The sequence below is a fragment of the Amycolatopsis sp. NPDC005961 genome (assembly GCF_040629235.1).
Taxonomy (GTDB): domain Bacteria; phylum Actinomycetota; class Actinomycetes; order Mycobacteriales; family Pseudonocardiaceae; genus Amycolatopsis; species Amycolatopsis camponoti.
In genome coordinates this window covers 264,705-284,273 of the sequence record NZ_JBEXVF010000001.1, presented here as the reverse complement: position 1 = coordinate 284,273, position 19,569 = coordinate 264,705, and the positions used below count along the sequence as shown (strand labels likewise).

Here is a 19,569-nt window from a genome sequence, read left to right as displayed (position 1 = left end):
CCCAGCCCGAACCAAGGAGAGCCCCACGTGCCAGGAGAACTCGCCAGCCGGCTTCAGCCGATAGTGGCCGAAGCCGTCACCGCCGCGGGTTTCGACCTCGATTCGTTCGAGGTGCAGCAGGCCGGCCGGCGGCAGCTGGTCAAGGTCGTCGTCGACGCCGACGACGGTGTCGGGCTGGACGAGGTCGCCGAGGTCAGCCGCAAGGTCTCGGCGGCACTCGACGAAAACGAGCACGTGCTCGCGAGCGCGTACACGCTGGAAGTCACCTCACCGGGGCTCGACCGCCCGCTCACCGAGCGGCGGCACTGGCGCCGCGCGCGCTTCCGCCTGGTGAAGGTCACCCCGGCGGAAGGCGCGGCTTTCATCGGCCGGGTCGGTCACGCGGGCGCGGACGCCGCCCGCGTCCTCGAAGGCGGCAAGATCCGCGACGTCCGCTACGCCGAGGTGGCGAAGGCGGTCGTGGAGATCGAGTTCAAGCAGCCGCCCGCCGAGGACCTGAAACTGCTCGAAGACGACGCGTCCGGCATGATCGCCGCCGAGACGGAGAAGGGGTCGAAGTGAACGTCGACATCGCCGCGCTGCGGGCGATCGAACGGGACAAGGACATCCCCTTCGAGACGGTGATCGAGGCCATCGAGACGGCCTTGCTCACCGCGTACAAGCACACCGAGGGGCACCAGCCGCACGCCCGCATCGACATCGACCACAAGACCGGCCTGGTGCGCGTGCTCGCGCGCACGCTGACCCACGAGGGCGAGACCGACGAGGAGTGGGACGACACTCCCGAGGGCTTCGGGCGGATCGCCGCCACCACCGCGCGCCAGGTCATCCTGCAGCGGCTGCGCGACGCGGAGCACGAGAAGACCTTCGGCGAGTTCTCCACCAAGGAGGGCGAGATCGTCGCCGGCGTGATCCAGCGCGACGCCCGCGCCAACGCCCGCGGCATGGTCGTGGTCCAGGTGGGTGACACCGAGGGCGTGCTGCCGTCGGCGGAGCAGGTGGCCGGCGAGTCGTACGAGCACGGCAGCCGGATCAAGGCGTACGTGGTCACCGTCTCGCGCGGCAACCGCGGCCCGCAGATCACGCTCTCGCGCTCGCACCCGAACCTCGTGCGCAAGCTGTTCGCGCTGGAGGTCCCGGAGATCGCCGACGGAACGGTCGAGATCGCCGCCGTCGCGCGCGAGCCGGGGCACCGCACGAAGATCGCCGTGAAGTCCACCGTGGCGGGCGTGAACGCCAAGGGCGCCTGCATCGGCCCGGTCGGCGCGCGCGTGCGCAACGTGATGAGCGAGCTGGCCGGCGAGAAGATCGACATCATCGACTACTCGGAGGACCCGGCCCGGTTCGTGGGGAATGCCCTGTCGCCGGCGAAGGTTGTCTCAGTACGAGTAGTGGACGAGCGGGCGAAGACCGCCCGCGTCGTGGTGCCGGACTTCCAGCTGTCGCTGGCGATCGGCAAGGAGGGCCAGAACGCCCGCCTGGCCGCCCGCCTGACCGGCTGGCGGATCGACATCCGCAGCGATGCCGCGCCGGTGGACGACGAGGGTGATCAAGACCACGCCGGTCCGTCGCGGCCCGCCGCGACAACCGGTTCGGCTGAGTGAAGGTCGAAGCGCTAGACTCAGGAGTGGTTCGAAGCCCGCGGCGGGTAGCCGAGCACCAGCCCCACCGAGAATCCCCGGTGCGGACTTGTGTCGGCTGCAAGCGGCGGGCCTTGATCGGTGAGCTGTCGCGCGTGGTCGCGGTGGCCGGACGGGTGGTCGTCGACGGACGTCGTCGGCTCCCCGGTAGGGGGGCCTGGTTGCACCCCGACCCGGACTGCCTGGCCAAGGCCGAACGGCGGCGAGCTTTCCCGAGGGCCCTGCGGGCTCCGGGAGCGCTCGACGTCCAGGAGGTCCGTGAGCACGTCGAGCGCACTAGGCACCACGAAGCCGGGACGTCCCCGGCTTCGGGAGAAACGAAGGAAGCAGGTCGACCCGTCATGAGTCAGCCGTGAAGCTGAAGCCATGAGCGTCAGACAATAAGGACGAGGTCAGCGGGTTTTCCGCCTGGCCTCCCCTAGATGAGGAGAGCTGTGCCAGGCAAGGCCCGCGTACACGAGCTCGCTAAGGAGCTCGGCATCACCAGCAAGGACGTTCTCGCCAAGTTGAAGGAACAGGGCGAGTTCGTGAAGTCCGCGTCGTCCACGGTCGAGGCGCCCGTCGCCCGCCGTCTCCGCGACGCGTACGCGCCCAAGGGCGCCAAGAAGCCCGCACCGACCCCCGGCCCGTCGGCGCGCCCCGGGCCCCCGGCCGCCAAGCCGGGCGCTCCCGCGCCCAAGCCCGCGTCGCCCGCTCCCCAGCAGCAGGCGCCCGCAGCGAAGGCCGCTCCGGCGGCCCCGCAGCAGCAGGCACCGGCCTCGCGGCCGGCCGCCGCACCGGGCGGCCGTCCCTCGGGTCCCGGCCCGCGGCCCGGCCCGCGTCAGCAGCCGGCCGCGCCCGCTCCCCAGGAGCAGGTCCCGGCCGCGAAAGCCGAAGCGCCCGCCGCACCCAAGCAGGAGACCCCGGCCGCGCCTTCGGGCAACACCGGTTCGGTCGTCCCGCCGAAGCCGCAGGGCCCCAAGCCCGGCGGTCCCAAGCCCGGTCCGCGCACCCCGCGGGTCGGCAACAACCCGTTCGGCGTCGGTTCCGGCGCCCCGCCGCGCCCCCAGGGCCCGCGTCCCGGTGGTGGCGGTCAGGGTGGCGACACCCGTCCGCCGCGTCCCGGTGGCGGCCAGGGCGGCGACCGTCCGGCCCCGCGGCCGGGTGGCGGCGCCGGTGGCAACCGGCCCAGCCCGGGCAACATGCCCCCGCGGCCGAACCCCGGCATGATGCCGGGCCGCACGCAGCGTCCCGCCGGTCCCGGTGGCGGCGCCCGCGGTGGTCCCGGTGGCGGCGCTCGCGGCGGCCCTGGTGGCGGCGCGCGTGGCGGCCCCGGTGGCGGCGGCGGCGGTTTCCGCGGCGGTCCCGGTGGCGGTGGCGGCGGCGGTGGCTTCCGCGGCGGTCCCGGTGGCGGTGGCGCCGGCGGTGGCGGCGGTTTCCGCCCGGGTGGCGGCACCGGTGCCCCGGCGGGCGGCGGCGGTTTCCGTGGCGGCGGCGGTGGCCGTGGCGGCCCCGGTGGCCGTGGCGGTACCGCGGGTGCCTTCGGGCGCCCGGGTGGTCCCTCGCGCAAGGGCCGCAAGTCGAAGCGGCAGAAGCGCCAGGAGTACATGGACAACATGCAGGCGCCCAGCGTCGGCGGCGTCCGCTTGCCCAAGGGGCAGGGCGAGACGATCCGGCTGCCGCGGGGTGCTTCGCTGACCGACTTCGCCGAGAAGATCGACGCCAACCCGGCTTCGCTGGTGCAGGTGCTCTTCCACCTCGGCGAGATGGTCACCGCGACGCAGTCCGTGTCGGACGACATCCTCGAGCTGCTCGGCGGCGAAATGAACTACACGGTTCAGGTCGTCTCGCCGGAGGAAGAGGACCGCGAGCTGCTGGAGACCTTCGACATCACCTACGGCGACGACGCGGGTGGCGAAGAGGATCTGCAGGTCAGGCCGCCGGTCGTGACCATCATGGGTCACGTCGACCACGGTAAGACCCGCCTGCTCGACACGATCCGGAAGACGAAGGTCCGCGAGAGCGAGGCCGGCGGCATCACGCAGCACATCGGTGCGTACCAGATCGAGACCGAGCTCGAGGGCAACCCGCGCCTGATCACCTTCATCGACACCCCGGGTCACGAGGCGTTCACCGCCATGCGTGCCCGTGGTGCGAACTCGACCGACATCGCGGTGATCGTGGTGGCGGCCGACGACGGTGTGATGCCGCAGACGGTCGAGGCGATCAACCACGCGCAGGCCGCCAAGGCCCCGATCGTGGTCGCGATCAACAAGATCGACAAGGAAGGCGCGAACCCGGACAAGATCCGGCAGCAGCTGACCGAGTACGGCCTGGTCGCCGAGGAGTACGGCGGCGACACGATGTTCGTCGAGATCTCCGCGCGGCAGAACATCAACATCGACGGCCTGCTCGAGGCGATCCTGCTGACCGCCGACGCCGCTCTGGACCTCCGGGCCAACCCGGACATGGAGGCCCAGGGTGTCGCGATCGAGGCGCACCTCGACCGCGGCCGCGGCCCGGTGGCCACCGTCCTGGTCCAGCGCGGCACGCTGCGCGTCGGTGACTCGGTCGTGGCGGGTGACGCCTACGGCCGCGTCCGCCGGATGGTCGACGAGCACAACGTCGACGTCACCGAGGCGCTGCCGTCGCGTCCCGTCCAGGTCATCGGGTTCACCTCGGTGCCGGGTGCGGGCGACACCTTCCTGGTGGTCGACGAGGACCGCGTCGCCCGGCAGATCGCCGAGCGCCGCTCCGCTCGTACTCGCAACGCGCTCAACGCGTCGCGTCGCAAGCGGGTCAGCCTCGAGGACCTCGACTCCGCCTTGAAGGAGACGAACAGCCTCAACCTGATCATCAAGGGTGACAACTCGGGTACCGTCGAGGCCCTCGAAGCCTCGCTGCTCCAGCTGGACGTCGGTGAAGAGGTCGAGCTGAACGTGGTCCACCGCGGTGTCGGTGGCGTGACCGAGTCGGACATCGACCTGGCGACCGCGTCCGACGCGATCGTCCTCGGGTTCAACGTCCGCGCCCAGGGCAAGGCGACCGAGCGGGCCACCCGCGAGGGCGTCGACGTCCGGTACTACACGGTCATCTACCAGGCGATCGACGAGATCGAGCAGGCCCTCAAGGGCATGCTCAAGCCGGAGTACGAAGAGGTCGAGCTGGGCCGCGCGGAGGTTCGCGAGGTCTTCAAGTCCTCCAAGATCGGCACGATCGCGGGTTGCCTGGTCATGTCCGGCGAGATCCGGCGCAACGCGCGGGCCCGGCTGCTGCGCGACGGCACTGTCGTCGCGGAGAACCTGCCGGTCAGCTCGCTGCGGCGGTTCAAGGACGACGTGGTCGAGGTCCGCGAGGGCTACGAGTGCGGTCTCACCCTCGGTTCGTACGGCGACCTCAAGGTCGGCGACCTGATCGAGACGTACGAGCAGCGCGAGAAGCCCCGTGCGTGAGTAAGGCGTGAGTCCCCGGGTGTGCGGTTTCGGCCGCACACCCGGGGGTTTCGCTTCCCATTCCCTACGACACCACCTCACTTGCCTATGTTCGTCGGAGCTCTTGAGCTCGACATCCTGCTCGGCGACGTCCATTCGTTGAAGCAGAAGAGATCCGTGGTCCGGCCGGTACTGGCGGAGGTGCGCAAGCGCTTCGCCGTTTCGGTGGCCGAAGCCGGGCACACCGATCTGCACCGCCGGACCCTCATCGGGGTGGCCGTGGTCGCCGAAGGTGGCGAGCACGTCCGTGACGTGCTCGACTCGTGTGAGCGGTACGTGGCGAGCCGGCCGGAGTTCGAGCTGCTCACCGCACGCCGCCGGCTGCTCGGTCCAGAAGACTAGGAGAAAGACATGGCTGATCCTGCTCGGGCTCGCAAGCTCGCCAAGCGGATCTCGCAGATCGTGGCGTCCGCGATCGAGCACGAGGTGAAGGACACCCGGCTGGACTACGTGACCATCACGGACACGAAGGTCACCGGCGACCTGCACGACGCCACGGTGTACTACACGGTGCTCGGCGAGAAGCTGGACGTCCCCCCGGACTTCGCCGGCGCCGCCGCCGCGCTCGAATCGGCGCGCGGGATGCTGCGCACGAAGGTCGGGCAGGGCACCGGAGTCCGCTACACGCCGACGCTGACGTTCGTCGCGGACACCATCCCCGAGGAGTCGAAGCGGATCGAGGACCTGCTCGCGAAGGCCCGCGAGGCCGACGCGGAGGTCGCGCGCCGCTCGGCCGGGGCGCAGCACGCGGGCGAGCCCGACCCGTACAAGGCCCCTCGCGAAACCGAGGACGAGGACGAACTCGCGGAGGAGGAGAGCCGGGGCTGACCCGTGCTTTCCCGCCGCGGCCTGCTCGCCGGCAGCGCGCTGACGCTGCTGGCGGGCTGCTCGTCTTCCGAACCATCTCCGGGACCACCGCCGGTGCCGGCGCCGACCAGTCCGTCGGCCTTGCGTGACTCGGTGACGGTTCAGCGCATGCCCTCGGCCGCCCGCGGCACGGACGTCGACCTGGTCCTGATCACTCCCGAAGGCGTTCCGTCGTCGGGATTGCCGGTGTGCCTGGCCCTGCACGGCCGCGGCGCCCGTGCGCGGACGTTCCTCGACCTGGGTGTCCCGTCCGCGTTGACGGAGGCGGTGCGCGCGGGCATCCCCCCGTTCGCGGTGGCGGCCCTCGACGGCGACCACTACTGGGTCGACGTAGGTGCCGGCGACGACCCGCAGCGCATGCTGACCGACGAAGTCCCGGCGTGGCTGGCGTCCCGCGACCTGCGTCCGCCGTCAGCGGTGTTCGGCATTTCCATGGGCGGCTTCGGCGCACTGCGTTTCGCCCGCGCCCACCCGGACCTGAAGGCGGTCGCGACGGCGAGCGCGGCGCTGTTCGTGAGCTGGCCGGACGCCCGCAGCCGCAAGGTGTTCTCGGGCGAGGACAACTGGCGCGCGGAGGAACCGTTGCTGCACACGGAAGACCTGAAGGCGGAAAGCCTGGGCCTCTGGTGCGGCGACGCGGACCCGTTCCTGGGCGCGGACCGCAAGCTGGTGCGGGCGGTGAATCCCGCGGTGGCCGCCTTTTCCCCGGGCAAGCACGAGGACGCCTACTGGCGCGCAATCCTGCCGGAGGTCCTGAAGTTTGTGGGGCGACGCCTGTCCTGACCGACTAAACCACCGGGCGCGGCCAAGCGTGCAACGCCGGACTGTCGGCAACGAAAGGACTGTGCCCCATGAAGAGAATCCTCCATGTCTGGCTCTGTCTCGCGGTGGCGCTGGGCGGCATGCTGCTGTCAGGTTCGGTCGCGTCCGCGGCTCCGGGCAGCTGCGCGACCGCGGGCTGGGTACTGCGGTCGGCCGACATCGTCAACCACACCAACCAGGCCGCGATCGGCAAGGTCTACACCTATGCCAACGCGTGCAACCAGTACTGGGCGCAGATCAAGCTCGACAAGGCGCTCGGGGCAGGCCAGTGGGCCAACGCCTTCATCGACGTGTACCTGCACGGCAGCATGGCCGGCCGCCTGACCTGCGCACGTGCCGACGGCGGCAATGCCCCGGTCTCCGAGGGGCAGACCAGTTGTTACACCGGGTACTTCGGCTCGACGGACACCGGGATCACGTACCAGTCGCACGGGTACGTCTACAACTACCCGTCCAGCATGTTCGCCTCCGGCATCACCCAGAACTGCAGCCGCTGGGAGTGCATCTGACGGCCCCGCGGTGACCGGAGGGGCTGAGGCACTCCGCGCGTGCCTCAGTCCTCACCGGCGACGCGCGCGAACAGGATCGCTTGCGACACCGTGTTTTCCGGGTTCAGCGCCCATTCCGCCTCGACGCTGAACCCGGCCGCCCGCACCCGCTTCGCCAGCCACCACGGCTGCCGGAGGTGGACGTGGACCCGCATCGGGTGCCCGCCGTACCCTTCGGTCTTCAACCGGCTCCCCACGCCCACGTGATACCCGATCACCAGCAGCCCATCCGGCCGCAGCACCCGCCGGAAGTGGCCCAGCGCCACCGGGACCTCGTCGTCCGGGACGTGGATCAGGGACCAGAACGCCAGCACCCCCGCCATCGACGCGTCCGGCAGCGGCAGGTCCGTCATCGAACCCACCTCGAACCGCTGTCCCGGGTGCTCCCGGCGGGCGAGGTCGATCATCGCCGGGGACAGGTCGATGCCGGACGCTTCGACGCCGAGCGACGCCAGAAAGGCCGTGAACTGCCCCGGCCCGCAGCCGACGTCCACCGCCGGCCCGTCGACCTCGGACGCGAACAGCGTCAGCGCCGCCTTCATGTGCGGCTGGGACGACAGCGCGTCCGAAACGAAGTCCGCGTAGCTCGAAGCCACCGTGTCGTACGACGTGCGCGTGTCCGCGAGCCAGGTCATCGGACGCGCAGCCCGTCGAGGACCAGGCCGAGCGCGCGCCGCCAGTCCGGCGTCGCCGTCGCCGCCGCGAACACGATCGCCAGGTCTTCGCCGCGGAAGTCCGGCCGCAGCGCTCCCGCCTCCTGGGCGCGCGAGATGATCCGGCCGATCCGGGAAGCGTTGGCCTGCTTGGCCTTCTCCAAGCCGGACGTCCGGTCGAACGCGCGCGTGCACACCTGGGTGAAGCCGCGGTCGCTCACCTGCATCAGGACCGACCGCTCGAGGAACAGCACGAAACCGTCCCAGGGATCGTCGAGGGCGAGGGCCTCCTCGGCCGCTGCTTGCGCTTCCTCCAGCGTCGGCAGGAACGCCGCCTCGACCAGGTCGGCCCGCGTCGGGAAGCGGTTGTAGAGCGTGCCGATCGCGACCTCGGCGCGGCGGGCGATCTCGTCGAGCGGGGCGTCGACGCCCTTGGCGCCGAACACCTCCCGCGCGGCCGCGACCAGCGCCTCCCGGTTGCGCCGGGCGTCCGCGCGCAGGGGGCGTTGCTCGACCGTCACACGCCGGAGTATAGCCAAGCGGGACGTTCCTCCCACGCGCGAGAAGCCCGCCCGGTTGCCTCCTGATCGGAACCTCACAGTGCCCGCCGACCGCGCCGGCCGGGAGCACAATGGGAGTCAGCGGGGGCTCACCCGCACCGAGGCGGCCACCGAGGGAGGTCGGCACCCGTGCACTCCGACCTTTCGCCGGCCGGCCGGACCGGAGTCCTCCTGGTCGGCACCCGCGGGCAGCGGGGTCCCGGGGAGGTGCTGATCAGGATCCGGGGCGGACTGGAAACCTTCCTGGCCTGGTCCGACACGGAGCTGCCGAAGGGGGCGACCGTCCTGGTCGTGGAATCCCGGGGCCGGCGCACGGTCGACGTCGTGGCGTGGGACGCCTCGGAACCCCCTTCCCAGTAGAAGGACAGGCCATGTTCGGATATCGCGTTCCCGCCCCCAACGAGGCGATGCTCATCTCCGGGGGCAAGCACAGCCAGGGCGCGTCGCCGTTCCGGGTCGTCACCGGCCACGGCGCGTTCGTCATGCCGGTCTTCCGGAAAGTCCGGTTCCTCACGCTTTCCATGAACGAAGCCGAAGTGACCGAAGTGTGCGTCACGAAACAGGCCATCGCGCTCACGGTGCGGGCGGTGATCGCGTTCAAGGTCGGCAACGACACCGAGAGCATCGTCAACGCCGGCCAGCGCTTCCTCTCCGACCAGGACCAGATGTCCGTGCTGACCGGCCGGATCTTCGCCGGGCACCTGCGCTCGATCATCGGGTCGATGACCGTCGAGGAGATCATCACCGAGCGGCAGAAGCTCGCGACCGAGGTGCTGGACGGCTCGGCCGTGGAGATGGCGAAGATCGGGCTCACCGTCGACGCGCTGCAGATCCAGTCCATCGACGACATGAAGCTCGGCTACATCGCCGCGATGGCCGCGCCGCACAACGCCGCGATCCAGCGGGACGCCCAGATCGCCCAGGCCGTGGCGAACCAGGCGGCGGCGGAGGCCGAGCAGAAGTCGCAGCGGACGCAGGCGGAGTACGCCCGGCAGACCTCGATCGTGCAGGCGCAGTACCGCGCCGAGGTCGAGGCGGCCCAGGCGGAAGCCGCGCAGGCCGGGCCGCTCGCGCAGGCGAAGGCGCAGCAGGAGGTCATCGACGCGCGCACCGAGCTGGCCCAGCGCGAGGCCGAGCTGCGTCAGCAGCAGCTGGTGGCCGAGGTGATCAAGCCGGCCGACGCGGAGGCCGAGCGGATTCGCATCCTGGCGCTGGCCGAAGCGGAGAAGATGCGCGTGCAGGCGGAGGCGGCCGCGTCGAACAACCGGGTCGCGCTCGACCGGATGCTGATCGACCAGCTGCCGCAGATCGTCAAGGAGGCCGGGCGCGGGCTGTCCGGCGCGAACGTCAACATCCTCAACGGCGCCGACGGCCTGGGCGAGATGGCCGCGGGCCTCGTCGGCCAGGGACTGTCCATCTTGGACTCGGTGAAGCGTGGCCTGAGCACGCCGCCGGCTCCGGCGGGAGCGCCGGAGGACAACGGACAGGCGCCGGTGAAGGGCGAACTCACCCAGTAGTGCTCAGGAAGCGGGCTTCACCGCGACGACCAGGTCACGCAGGATGGCCTGGTCGACCCGGTGGGTGAACTCCGCCCACGGCCCGCCTTCGCGGACGTCGAGCCCGGCCTTGCGCAGCACCTCGACGAGCTCTTCCCGCGGCAGCACGGTGGTGTTCCACGAGATGCCGAGCGCCCCGCCGGGCCGCAGCACCCGCGTCCACACCGGGACGGCCGCCGCGAGCAGGTCGCGCGGGCTGCGCTGCAGGCCGGCTTCGCGGTGGCTGCCGTGCTGCACGCCGTACGGCGCGTCGGTGACGATCACGTCGCAGGAGTTCGCCCGCAGCACCTCGTCGGTGGTCAGCGTGTCGGCCTGGAAGTACGTGAGCTTGCGGGTCTCGCCCGCCTTGTAGTCTTCCTTGCTCAGCGCGTACTCGATGTCGAGCCGGCGCCCGAGGCGGACCTTGTTGCGCCGCAGCTGTCCCGAGTCGGCGGTGTGCTTGACGCGCTTGTTCCGCAGCCATGTCTTGATGAACGCCTCGTAGGCTTCGAAGTCCTTGGCGTCGACGTCCAGGCCGGTGGCGTGCAGGCCGTACATGATCGCCTGGTTGAGCGTGGTGCCGCGGCCGCACAGCGGGTCGAGCAGGTACTTCGGCTTGGCCGAGAACGGGTCCGCCGTCGCCAGCAGGGTGACGTTCAGCAGCAGCTTCGTGAACGACTCGTTGGTCTTGCCCGCGTACTTCAGGATGGTCAGCAGGTCCGAGTCGGCCTTTGCCAGCGGCGTCACGGTGACCGGGCGCAGGACGCCGTCACCCAGCTCGAACAGCGCGTACAGCGACGACAGGTTCGACAGCAGCGCGAGGTCGGCCTCGCCCAGCGGCGACGAGCTGGTGAAGCGCACGTAGCCGACGCCGCCGAGCTCGACCTCCTCGATCCCGGACAGCTCGGCCGACAGTGCCGCGCCGAAGATCGCCAGCTCGGCGCGCAGCAGCGCGGGGGAGGAGGCGGCGTAGACCCGGTTGGCTGACGGGTGGACCAGGATCACGTACTCAGGCATCCCGCAGAGCGTAGCGTGACGCACCGTGACCCCTACTTTGGCGCAGGACATCCGGGACGCGGCCGCGCTGCTCGCGTCGGCCACCGACGTGACGGTGCTCGGCCACGTCCGCCCCGACGCCGACGCGCTGGGCAGCGCCCTCGCCCTCGGCCGGGCGCTGCTCCAGCGCGGTGCGAAGGTCCGCGTCTCCTTCGGCGAGCCCGACGAGGCGCCGGAGACGCTGCGGTGGCTGGACGAGGACGGGTTGCTCACCCACCCGGACGACCTGCCCGACACCGAGGCGCTGCTGGTCTGCGTCGACACGCCGGTGCCGAAGCGGCTGGGCCGGCTCGCCGGGCGCGTCGAGCTGGCCGGGTCGGTGCTGGTGATCGACCACCACGCGACCAACACGTTCTACGGCGGCTGCAACGTCGTCGACGAGTCCGCCGAAGCCAGCGCGATCCTCGTGTTCCGGATCCTGGACGCGATGGGCGTCGAGCCGGACGAGCCGATCGCGCGCGGGATCTACGCGGGCATCGTCACCGACACGAGCGGGTTCCGCCGCGCGAGCCCGGAGACGCACCGGATGGCGGCGCGGCTGCTGGAGGCGGGCGTCGACGCCGAAGCGGTGGTGCGGCGGATCGTCGACGAGCGGCCGTTCGCGTGGCTGCCGATGCTGTCGTCGGTGCTGCGCGAGGCCGAGCTGGAGCCGGAAGCCGCGCAGGGCCGGGGATTCGTGCACGCGGTGGTCCGCGTCGACGAGGCCCGGACGGTGCGCGGCGAAGAGGTCGAGTCGGTGATCGACGTCGTCCGCTCGGTGCGCGGCCGTCGCGGCGGTGCTCAAACAGGACGTGACGAACCCCGGGCAGTGGCAGATCTCGTTGCGCAGCATCGGGATCGACGTCTCGGCGGTGGCGGCGGAGTTCGGCGGTGGCGGGCACCGCCAGGCCGCGGGCTGCACGATCGCGGGCACCGCCGAAGAGGTGCTGGCCGGGCTGCGGGAGGCGCTGGAGCGGGCGCCGCTGCTGTGAGCTTCGCGGCGCTCCCACCGGCCGGAACTGTCGGTGCCGGCGGTTAGAGTCCGGTTCGTGGTGAACGTGGAGGAGACGGAGCGGATCCCGGCGAAGCGCGTGCTCGGCCTGGCCGTGCCCGCGCTGGGGGTGCTGGCGGCCGAGCCGTTGTACGTGCTGGTCGACACCGCGGTGGTCGGCCACCTGGGCGCGCTGCCGCTGGCCGGGCTCGCGCTCGGCGGCGTCGTGCTGGCCCAGGTGTCGAGCCAGCTGACGTTCCTGTCGTACGGCACGACGTCGCGCACGGCCCGGCTGCACGGGGCCGGCCGCCGGGCCGACGCGGTCCGCGAGGGCGTGCAGGCGACGTGGCTCGCGGTGTTCGTCGGGCTGTTCGTGCTGGTCGCCGGGCAGCTGCTGGCCTGGCCGATCGCGCGGGTGCTCTCGGGCAGCGACGAGGTCGCGGCCGCGGCGGTGTCGTGGATCCGGATCGCGCTGTTCGGGGCGCCGCTGATCCTGGTCACCATGGCCGGCAACGGCTGGATGCGCGGGGTCCAGGATTCCGCGAAGCCGTTGCGGTACGTCCTGGCGGGCAACGGGATCTCGGCGGTGCTCTGCCCGGTGCTCGTCTACGGGGCCGGGCTGGGGCTGGAGGGTTCGGCGATCGCGAACGTCGTCGCGCAGGTGATCTCGGCGGCGTTGTTCTTCGCCGCGCTGGTGCGCGAAAAGGTGGGCCTGCGGCCGGACTTCAAGGTGATGCGCGCGCAGCTCGGCCTCGGCCGCGACCTGGTGTTGCGCAGCCTGGCGTTCCAGGCGTGCTTCGTCTCCGCGGCGGCCGTCGCGGCCCGGACGTCGACCGAGGCGGTGGGCGCGCACCAGGTGGTGCTGCAGCTGTGGACGTTCCTGGCGCTGGTGCTGGACTCGGTGGCGATCGCGGCGCAGTCCCTGGTGGGGGCGGCGCTGGGCGCGAACGCGGCCCGGCAGGCGCGCGGGGTCGCGTCGCAGATCACCGGGTACGGGCTGCTGCTGGGGTGCTTCCTGTGCGTGCTGTTCGCGGCGCTGTCGTGGGTGCTGCCGCACGCGTTCACGTCCGACCCGGGCGTGCTGGCGGAGATCCCGCACGCGTGGTGGTTCTTCGTGGCGCTGCAGCCGATCGCGGGGGTGGTGTTCGCGCTGGACGGCGTCCTGCTGGGCGCGGGTGACGCGGCATTCCTCCGCAACGCGACCCTCGGCAGCGCGGCGCTGGGTTTCCTGCCCCTGATCTGGGCGTCACTGGGCTTCGGCTGGGGCCTGACGGGCATCTGGACCGGCCTGTCCCTCTTCATGGTCCTCCGCCTGGCCTTCGTCCTGGCCCGCTGGCGCTCCGGAAACTGGGCGATAACCGGCGCCATCCGCCCCGCCTGACGTGACTGAGCGGGCATCACGCGTGATCGAGCGGGCATCACGTGTGTCCAGACGGGCATCACGCGTGATTGGGCGGGCATCGCCGTGATGCCCCTCCAATCACGGGTGATGCCTCTCCAGACACGCGTGATGCCTCCCTGATCACGTGTGATGCCCGCTCAAGCACGGGCTCGGCGGGCGTGACGGACGCGGCGGTCCACCAGCCGGCGCAGGAACGGCGCGGCCAGCGGACCCAACGCCGCGAGCAGGGCCACCGACCGGTCCGGGTACACCGCGTACCGCTCCCGCTCCACCGCCCGGACGATCGACGACGCCACGGCCTCGGCCGCCATCGGGCGGATCGTCCCGCTGATCGCCGCCGTCTCGGCCGGCTTCCAGCGGTTCTCCTCGGCCAGCTGCGGCGTGTCGACGTCCGGCGGGTACACGCACGCGACGTGCACCCCGGCCGGGTTCAGCTCGTCGCGCAGGGCCTCCATCAGCCCCCGCACCGCGAACTTCGCCGGCGCGTACGCCGTGTACCCGTAGATCCCCAGCACCGCGGCCGCCGACGAGATCGCCACGATCGACCCGGTCCGCCGCCGGACCATCGACGGCGCCACCGCCCGGACCGCGTGCAGCGTCCCGAAGTAGTCGACCTCCACCATCCGCCGGAAGACCTCGTCGTCCAGCTCCAGGAACTCGCCCGGACGCGCCTGGCCCGCGCACGTCACCAGCACGTCGCACGGCCCGGCCGCCTCGACGAGCGACGAGAAGGCCGCGGTCACGTCCTCCTGCACCGAGACGTCGGCGACGGCGGTCCGCACCGAGGCACCGCGTGACTTCAGCGACACCGCGGCCTTCCGCAGTCGCGACTCGTCTCGCGCCACCAGAGACACGGTCGCGCCACGCGAAGCCAGCGCCGCCGCCGTCGCCAGCCCGATCCCGCTGGACCCGCCGGTGATCACCGCGTGCGCCCCGTGCAGGCCGGTCACGAAACCACCCCCGAACGCGAATGAGATTCACATACAACCATGTGGTGAACACCACCGGGATAACAGCTATGTTTCGTCGTTGCTTAGGCGCTACAAGTAGTAGGGACGGCAGCGCAGGCGTCCGCACGAAGAGCACGCCGAACAGCCGAATCCCTGGAGGTCCCTGTGCCGCCCGCCACCGGCCGCGCCACCGCCCGGTCCTGGCTCATCTGGCTCGCCGCCGTCACCGTCTACCTCCTCGCGGTCTTCCACCGCACCTCCTTCGGCGTCGCCGGGCTGCAGGCGGCCGAGCGCTTCGGCGTCGGCGCGGCCGCGCTCGGGACGTTCACCGTGCTGCAGGTCGGCGTGTACGCCGCGATGCAGATCCCGACCGGCGTCCTGGTCGACCGCTACGGCCCCCGCCGCGTCCTCACCGTCGCGGTGCTGGTCCTCGGCGCCGGCCAGCTCCTCCTCGGCGTCGCCCACTCCTACGGCCTCGGCCTGGTCGCCCGCGGCGTGCTCGGCCTCGGCGACGCGCTCACCTTCGTCAGCGTGCTGCGCCTGGTCGCCGCCCACTTCCCGGGCCGCCAGTACGCGCTGCTGACGTCGTTCACCGCGGCCGTCGGCTACATCGGCAACCTCGCCGCCACCGTCCCGCTCTCGCTGGTGCTCGACAGCGCCGGCTGGACCCCGACCTTCCTCGCGGTCGGCGCGATCACCGTCCTGTACACCGTGGTCGTGACGCTCCGGGTCCGCGACGTCCCGGCCGGCGTCACCCAGCCCGCGCGCGAAGCCGTCCGCCCGCGCCAGCTCGCCCACCAGGTCGCCGAGGCGTGGCGGACGCCGGGGACGCGCCTGGGCTTCTGGGTCCACTTCAGCACGATGTTCGCCCCCAACGCCCTGACGCTGCTGTGGGGCGTGCCCTGGCTGGTGCAGGGCCAGGGCCAGTCGATGGCCACCGCGAGCGCGCTGCTCACCGTGTTCGTCTTCGGTTCGATGGCCGGCGGGCCGCTGCTCGGCGGCGTGATCGGCCGGCGCCCGTCGCTGCGGATGCCGCTGGTCGGCGGGTACATCGGCGGGGCCGCGCTGATCTGGGCGGTGCTGCTGAGCTGGCCCGGGCAAGTGCCGGTCGGGCTGCTGGTGCCCGCGTTCGCCTTCCTCGCCCTCGGCGGCCCGGCGTCGATGATCGGCTTCGCGCTCGCCCGCGACTACAACCCGCTCAGCCGGGTCGGCACGGCGACCGGCGTGGTCAACGTCGGCGGTTTCGTGGCGACGACCATCGCCGCGCTGCTCGTCGGCGTGCTCCTGCAGTGGACCGGCGGGAGCTTCCGGATCTCGCTGCTGGCGATCGTGGCGATCCTGGCGCTGGGCACGTCCCGGATGCTCGTGTGGTGGCGCCGGACGCGCGCCCACCTGTTCCTCGCCGAAGCCCGCGGCGAGGAGCTGCCGGTGCGCATCACCCGCCGCCGCTGGGACGCCGCCTTGCCCGAGACGCCGATCGTGGCCGCCTGACCAGCGCCTGCAGGAGGTGCGGGGCCACGGCGAACCCGCGCCGCTCGTAGGCCGGCACGGCCCGCGGCGACGAGTGCACGGTGACCCGCTCCAGCCCGAGTTCCCCGGCCAGCCGCAGGACGGCCTCGATCAGCCGGCCGCCGAGGCCGCCGTCGCGGGCTTCCGGCACGACGTACACGCATTGCACGTCGCCGGCGGCCCGCGCGAACGCAGCCGGGGTTGGCACGCGCGGGGTGATCACCAGGAAGGCCATCCCGAGCACGGTTTCCCCGCGCACCAGGACGAGGCAGCGGTGCGTCGCCGCGTTTTCCGCCGCCCACGCGGCGAACTCGCGCACGAACACCGCCCGTCGCTCGTCGGGCAGGCCGTCCCGCTCGGCCACCCAGCGCCACCGGAGCCCGGCGACGGCTTCGAGCTCGGCGGGCCGGGCGGCCCGGACTTCGATCTCCGTCACGCCCCTATGGTGGCCCCGCCGAGCGGCCTGATCGAACCACGACCGGCGGCCGCTAGGGTTTGCCGCGTGTCGAGCCCCAAACCGCCCCGCCGTCCCGCCCCGCCGCCCGGTCTCGTGATCGTCGACAAGCCCGCCGGCATGACGTCGCACGACGTCGTCGCCCGCGCCCGCCGCATCATGGGCACCCGCAAGGTCGGGCACGCCGGCACGCTCGACCCGATGGCGACCGGCGTGCTGGTGCTCGGCATCGAGCGCGCCACCAAGCTGCTCGGCCACCTGGCGCTGGACCGCAAGACCTACCTGGCCACGCTCAGCCTCGGCAGCAGCACGACGACCGACGACGCCGAGGGAGAGATCCTCGGCACGGCCGAAACGAAGGACGTCACCGACGACGCCATCGCGAACGGCGTCGAGAAGCTGACCGGCGCCATCCAGCAGGTGCCCAGCGCGGTGAGCGCGGTCAAGATCGACGGCAAGCGCGCGTACGCCCGTGTCCGCGCCGGCGAGGACGTCGTCCTCCCGCCGCGCCCGGTCACCGTCTACCGCTTCGACGTCCTCGGCGTCCGCCACGAGGAGGACCACGTCGAGGTCGACGCCGTCGTCGAGTGCTCGTCGGGCACCTACGTCCGCGCGCTGGCCCGCGACCTCGGCGCGGACCTCGGCGTCGGCGGCCACCTGAAGGCGCTGAGGCGCACCACGGTCGGCCCCTTCACCCTGGCGAAGGCGAAGACCCTCGACCGGCTCGAAGAGACGCCCGAGCTGAGCCTGGACCTCGACGCCGCGGTCGCCGCCGCCTTCCCGCGCCGCGATCTGGACGCGGCGTCGGCGAAGGCGGTCCGCCACGGCCAGCGCATCCCGGCCGTCGGCGTCGAGGGCACCTACGGGCTCTTCGGGCCCGACGGCCGGGTGCTCGCCCTGGCCGCCGACGAAGAAGGCGTGTCCCGGGCAGTGGTCGTGTTGCTGCCCGCCTAGGGTGGCGGGTGAGAGACGGGAGTTCGACGTGCTGCGGTGGCGTGGGCTGGGGGATCTCCCCGGCGGCTGGGGCCGGTGCGTGGTCACCATCGGCGTGTTCGACGGTGTCCACCGCGGGCACCAGGAGCTGGTCGGCCGGACCGTGGCCGCGGCGGCCGAACGCGGGCTGCCGAGCGTCATGCTGACGTTCGACCCGCACCCGTCGGAGGTGCTGCGCCCCGGGAGCCACCCCGCGCAGCTGACCACGTTGCGGCGCAAGGCGGAGATCGTCGAAGGCCTCGGCATCGACGTCTTCTGCGTGCTGCCCTTCACCCTGGAGCTGTCCCGGCTGCAGCCGGAGGAGTTCGTGCACGAGGTGCTCGTCGACCGGCTGCACGCGGCCGCGGTGATCGTCGGCGACAACTTCACCTTCGGCGCCAAGGCCGCGGGCGACGTCGCGCTGCTGCGCACCCTCGGCCGCCGGTTCGGCTTCGCCGCGTACGGCGCCGAACTGCAGGGCAAGGAACTGTCCGAAGAGGACCAATCGGCGATCACGTTCTCGAGCACCTACGTCCGGTCGTGCATCGACGCGGGCGACGTCGTCGCCGCGGCCGAGGCGCTGGGCCGCCCGCACCGCCTGGAGGGCATCGTCGTCCGCGGTGACGGCCGGGGCCACGAGCTCGGCTACCCGACGGCGAACCTGTCGACGCCGCGCTTCGCCGCCGTCCCCGCCGACGGTGTCTACAGCGCCTGGTTCACCCGCTCGGCCGACCCCTCGCGCCGGTTGCGCGCCGCGGTCTCGGTGGGCACGAACCCGACGTTCTCCGGCCGCGAGCGGACCGTCGAGGCGTTCGTCCTCGACGTCGACGAGGACTTCTACGGCCAGCACGTGGCGATCGACTTCGTGACGCGGCTGCGCGACCAGGTCCGGTTCGCCGACTCGGCCGGGCTGGTCACCCAGATCGACGACGACGTGATCGAGACGAGAAAGGCACTGGAGCTGCCCTCGGACGCCCCGACCGGGGGCGAATAGGGCGGTTTCGCGTTCACGCGCGTGACAGCGGTGGCAAGATGCTCACGGACGGTGTGCGCAGGTAGCGGGCCGAGTGGTTTAGGGGAGCGGAACTGGTGGAGGACCACAAGATCGTCCAGCGGAACATCGCGCTGCAGCGAGAGTGGTACGGCGAACCTCTGGGCGACCGGGTCCGCCGGCTCGTCGTGGCGTTCGACGTTTCGCAGGCGTTCCTGGCCGAGGTCCTCGGGATCAGCGCCCCCATGCTCAGCCAGGTGATGAGCGGGCGGCGGGCGAAGATCGGCAACCCGGTCGTGCTGGCCAGGATGATCATGCTCGAGCGCAAGATCCTGGTGCCCGAGGTCGCCGCGGGCAACCGCGACGCGATGCTGGCCGCGATGGAGGACGTCCGCGACTCCCGGCCCACCGTCGGCCGCGACAACATCCCGGTGGTCAACGAAGACCAGAAGGTCCTCACCTACCTGCGCGACCTGGCCGAGGACGAGGACCTGAGCGAGGCCGCCAAGCGGCTCGACGAAGAGTTCCCGGCCATCGCCGACCTGCTGCGCCGGGCGGGCCACGGCGCCTGATGCCGGCCCTGTTCAGCGCGCTCGTCCCGCCGGACGACGTCGTCGAAGCCGTCGCCGAAGCGCTCGGTGACCCCGGGGAGGGCCTGCGCTGGGAGCCGCCGGAGCGCTGGCACGTCACCCTCGCCTACTACGGGCCGGACGATGTGGGCACCCGCGCCGCCTGGCTGGCGGATCGGCTGGCCGGGCGGCCCGCCGTCGACGTGCGGCTGGAAAAGGCCGCGACGTTCCCCGGGGTGCTGTGGTTGACTGTCGCCGGCCCGGACCTGACGCCGCTCGCGCTCGCCGCGGGGGCCGGTGCCGAGGCGAGGCCGTACGTGCCCCACCTCACGCTGGCGCGGTTCCCCCGGGAAGAACCGGGGCTCGCCGGGCGTTGGGAAGAAGGTCTGTCGACTTTCACCAGCCGGAGCTGGAAAGCCACCGAAGCGGTGCTGATGACCAGCGAGCGCGAACCGGGCGGAACCCGCTACCGGGTCGCCCGCGCGTTCGGGCTCTCCGGCTGAAGGCCCTGCTCAGAAGGCCTGCCGGGGTGACTGGTAACCTCACGAGCGGGTCCGGCTGCAGTCCGTGGCGGCCGTGACCGACTTCCCGGCGTGCATCC

At 72.0% G+C, this 19,569-nt stretch carries 21 protein-coding genes and 1 pseudogene; 17 read left to right on the top strand and 5 right to left on the bottom strand.

What is annotated here, in order from left to right:
- Positions 1 to 27 precede the first annotated feature (27 nt).
- The 8 genes from rimP (at position 28) to ABZ342_RS01360 (ending at position 7,308) form a co-directional block, all read left to right on the top strand.
- Positions 28 to 561 carry a ribosome maturation factor RimP gene (gene rimP / locus ABZ342_RS01395; protein WP_155545950.1) on the top strand — a complete coding sequence of 178 codons (534 nt, stop codon included), beginning with the start codon at positions 28 to 30 and terminating at the stop codon, positions 559 to 561.
- Positions 558 to 1,604: a transcription termination factor NusA gene (gene nusA / locus ABZ342_RS01390; RefSeq protein WP_155545951.1), complete on the top strand. Its 1,047-nt coding sequence runs from the start codon at positions 558 to 560 to the stop codon at positions 1,602 to 1,604. The genes rimP and nusA overlap by 4 nt, the downstream gene beginning before the upstream one ends.
- Positions 1,601 to 1,996, top strand: a complete 396-nt coding sequence (locus ABZ342_RS01385) for a YlxR family protein (RefSeq protein WP_360468093.1) — start codon at positions 1,601 to 1,603, stop codon at positions 1,994 to 1,996. The genes nusA and ABZ342_RS01385 overlap by 4 nt, the downstream gene beginning before the upstream one ends.
- Positions 1,997 to 2,074: 78 nt before the next feature.
- Positions 2,075 to 5,071, top strand: coding sequence for a translation initiation factor IF-2 (gene infB, locus ABZ342_RS01380; protein WP_155545953.1), 2,997 nt, complete (start codon positions 2,075 to 2,077; stop codon positions 5,069 to 5,071).
- 87 nt (positions 5,072 to 5,158) lie between these two features.
- The gene (locus ABZ342_RS01375; RefSeq protein ID WP_155545954.1) at positions 5,159 to 5,452 is read left to right on the top strand and encodes a DUF503 domain-containing protein; all 294 of its coding nucleotides are present in this window, start codon (positions 5,159 to 5,161) and stop codon (positions 5,450 to 5,452) included.
- 9 nt (positions 5,453 to 5,461) lie between these two features.
- Complete coding sequence (gene rbfA / locus ABZ342_RS01370) at positions 5,462 to 5,938, top strand: 30S ribosome-binding factor RbfA (protein WP_155545955.1); 477 nt, start codon at positions 5,462 to 5,464, stop codon at positions 5,936 to 5,938.
- Positions 5,939 to 5,941: 3 nt separating this feature from the next.
- Positions 5,942 to 6,760, top strand: a complete 819-nt coding sequence (locus ABZ342_RS01365; protein WP_360468092.1) for an alpha/beta hydrolase-fold protein — start codon at positions 5,942 to 5,944, stop codon at positions 6,758 to 6,760.
- Between the two features lie 68 nt (positions 6,761 to 6,828).
- Positions 6,829 to 7,308, top strand: a complete 480-nt coding sequence (locus ABZ342_RS01360; RefSeq protein ID WP_360468091.1) for a hypothetical protein — start codon at positions 6,829 to 6,831, stop codon at positions 7,306 to 7,308.
- 44 nt (positions 7,309 to 7,352) lie between these two features.
- Here the strand turns inward: ABZ342_RS01360 and ABZ342_RS01355 are convergent, their stop codons facing one another.
- Together ABZ342_RS01355 and ABZ342_RS01350 are read right to left on the bottom strand one after the other, a co-directional pair.
- The gene (locus ABZ342_RS01355; RefSeq protein ID WP_360468090.1) at positions 7,353 to 7,982 is read right to left on the bottom strand and encodes a class I SAM-dependent methyltransferase; all 630 of its coding nucleotides are present in this window, start codon (positions 7,980 to 7,982) and stop codon (positions 7,353 to 7,355) included.
- On the bottom strand, positions 7,979 to 8,521 hold the full coding sequence (locus tag ABZ342_RS01350; RefSeq protein WP_360468089.1) for a helix-turn-helix domain-containing protein: 543 nt from the start codon (positions 8,519 to 8,521) through the stop codon (positions 7,979 to 7,981). The genes ABZ342_RS01355 and ABZ342_RS01350 overlap by 4 nt, the downstream gene beginning before the upstream one ends.
- 168 nt (positions 8,522 to 8,689) lie before the next feature.
- Here ABZ342_RS01350 and ABZ342_RS01345 point away from each other — a divergent pair, with 168 nt between their 5' ends.
- Positions 8,690 to 8,920 (top strand): hypothetical protein, encoded by a 231-nt coding sequence (locus tag ABZ342_RS01345; protein ID WP_155545959.1) that lies wholly within the window; start codon positions 8,690 to 8,692, stop codon positions 8,918 to 8,920.
- Positions 8,921 to 8,931: 11 nt separating this feature from the next.
- On the top strand, positions 8,932 to 10,077 hold the full coding sequence (locus tag ABZ342_RS01340; RefSeq protein WP_155545960.1) for a flotillin family protein: 1,146 nt from the start codon (positions 8,932 to 8,934) through the stop codon (positions 10,075 to 10,077).
- Between the two features lie 3 nt (positions 10,078 to 10,080).
- On the opposite strand, the gene ABZ342_RS01335 is transcribed toward ABZ342_RS01340, so the two are convergent.
- The gene (locus ABZ342_RS01335) at positions 10,081 to 11,112 is read right to left on the bottom strand and encodes an SAM-dependent methyltransferase (RefSeq protein ID WP_360468088.1); all 1,032 of its coding nucleotides are present in this window, start codon (positions 11,110 to 11,112) and stop codon (positions 10,081 to 10,083) included.
- 25 nt (positions 11,113 to 11,137) lie between these two features.
- Here ABZ342_RS01335 and ABZ342_RS01330 point away from each other — a divergent pair.
- Together ABZ342_RS01330 and ABZ342_RS01325 are read left to right on the top strand one after the other, a co-directional pair.
- Positions 11,138 to 12,122: pseudogene (locus ABZ342_RS01330) on the top strand (bifunctional oligoribonuclease/PAP phosphatase NrnA).
- A 60-nt stretch (positions 12,123 to 12,182) separates the two neighbouring features.
- Entirely contained in the window at positions 12,183 to 13,502 is a 1,320-nt protein-coding gene (locus tag ABZ342_RS01325) for an MATE family efflux transporter (protein WP_360468147.1), read from the top strand.
- A 158-nt stretch (positions 13,503 to 13,660) separates the two neighbouring features.
- Here ABZ342_RS01325 and ABZ342_RS01320 read toward each other — a convergent pair whose 3' ends face one another.
- The gene (locus tag ABZ342_RS01320) at positions 13,661 to 14,473 is read right to left on the bottom strand and encodes an SDR family oxidoreductase (RefSeq protein WP_360468087.1); all 813 of its coding nucleotides are present in this window, start codon (positions 14,471 to 14,473) and stop codon (positions 13,661 to 13,663) included.
- Between the two features lie 165 nt (positions 14,474 to 14,638).
- On the opposite strand from ABZ342_RS01320, the gene ABZ342_RS01315 reads away from it, so the two are divergent.
- Positions 14,639 to 15,964, top strand: a complete 1,326-nt coding sequence (locus tag ABZ342_RS01315) for an MFS transporter (protein ID WP_360468086.1) — start codon at positions 14,639 to 14,641, stop codon at positions 15,962 to 15,964.
- On the opposite strand, the gene ABZ342_RS01310 is transcribed toward ABZ342_RS01315, so the two are convergent.
- Positions 15,909 to 16,418, bottom strand: coding sequence for a GNAT family N-acetyltransferase (locus tag ABZ342_RS01310; RefSeq protein WP_155545964.1), 510 nt, complete (start codon positions 16,416 to 16,418; stop codon positions 15,909 to 15,911). The two genes, ABZ342_RS01315 and ABZ342_RS01310, sit on opposite strands and share 56 nt — an antisense overlap.
- A gap of 66 nt (positions 16,419 to 16,484) precedes the next feature.
- Between ABZ342_RS01310 and truB the strand changes: the two genes are divergently transcribed.
- The 4 genes from truB to ABZ342_RS01290 all read left to right on the top strand — a co-directional run bounded on the left by truB (position 16,485) and on the right by ABZ342_RS01290 (position 19,471).
- A complete protein-coding gene (gene truB / locus ABZ342_RS01305) occupies positions 16,485 to 17,390 on the top strand; it encodes a tRNA pseudouridine(55) synthase TruB (protein ID WP_155545965.1) in 906 nt (301 codons plus the stop codon).
- 28 nt (positions 17,391 to 17,418) lie between these two features.
- Positions 17,419 to 18,402, top strand: coding sequence for a bifunctional riboflavin kinase/FAD synthetase (locus tag ABZ342_RS01300; protein ID WP_196425575.1), 984 nt, complete (start codon positions 17,419 to 17,421; stop codon positions 18,400 to 18,402).
- A gap of 95 nt (positions 18,403 to 18,497) precedes the next feature.
- A complete protein-coding gene (locus ABZ342_RS01295; RefSeq protein ID WP_360468085.1) occupies positions 18,498 to 18,971 on the top strand; it encodes a helix-turn-helix transcriptional regulator in 474 nt (157 codons plus the stop codon).
- Complete coding sequence (locus ABZ342_RS01290; RefSeq protein WP_360468084.1) at positions 18,971 to 19,471, top strand: 2'-5' RNA ligase family protein; 501 nt, start codon at positions 18,971 to 18,973, stop codon at positions 19,469 to 19,471. Before ABZ342_RS01295 ends, ABZ342_RS01290 begins: the two co-directional genes overlap by 1 nt.
- The last annotated feature ends 98 nt before the right edge of the window (positions 19,472 to 19,569 follow it).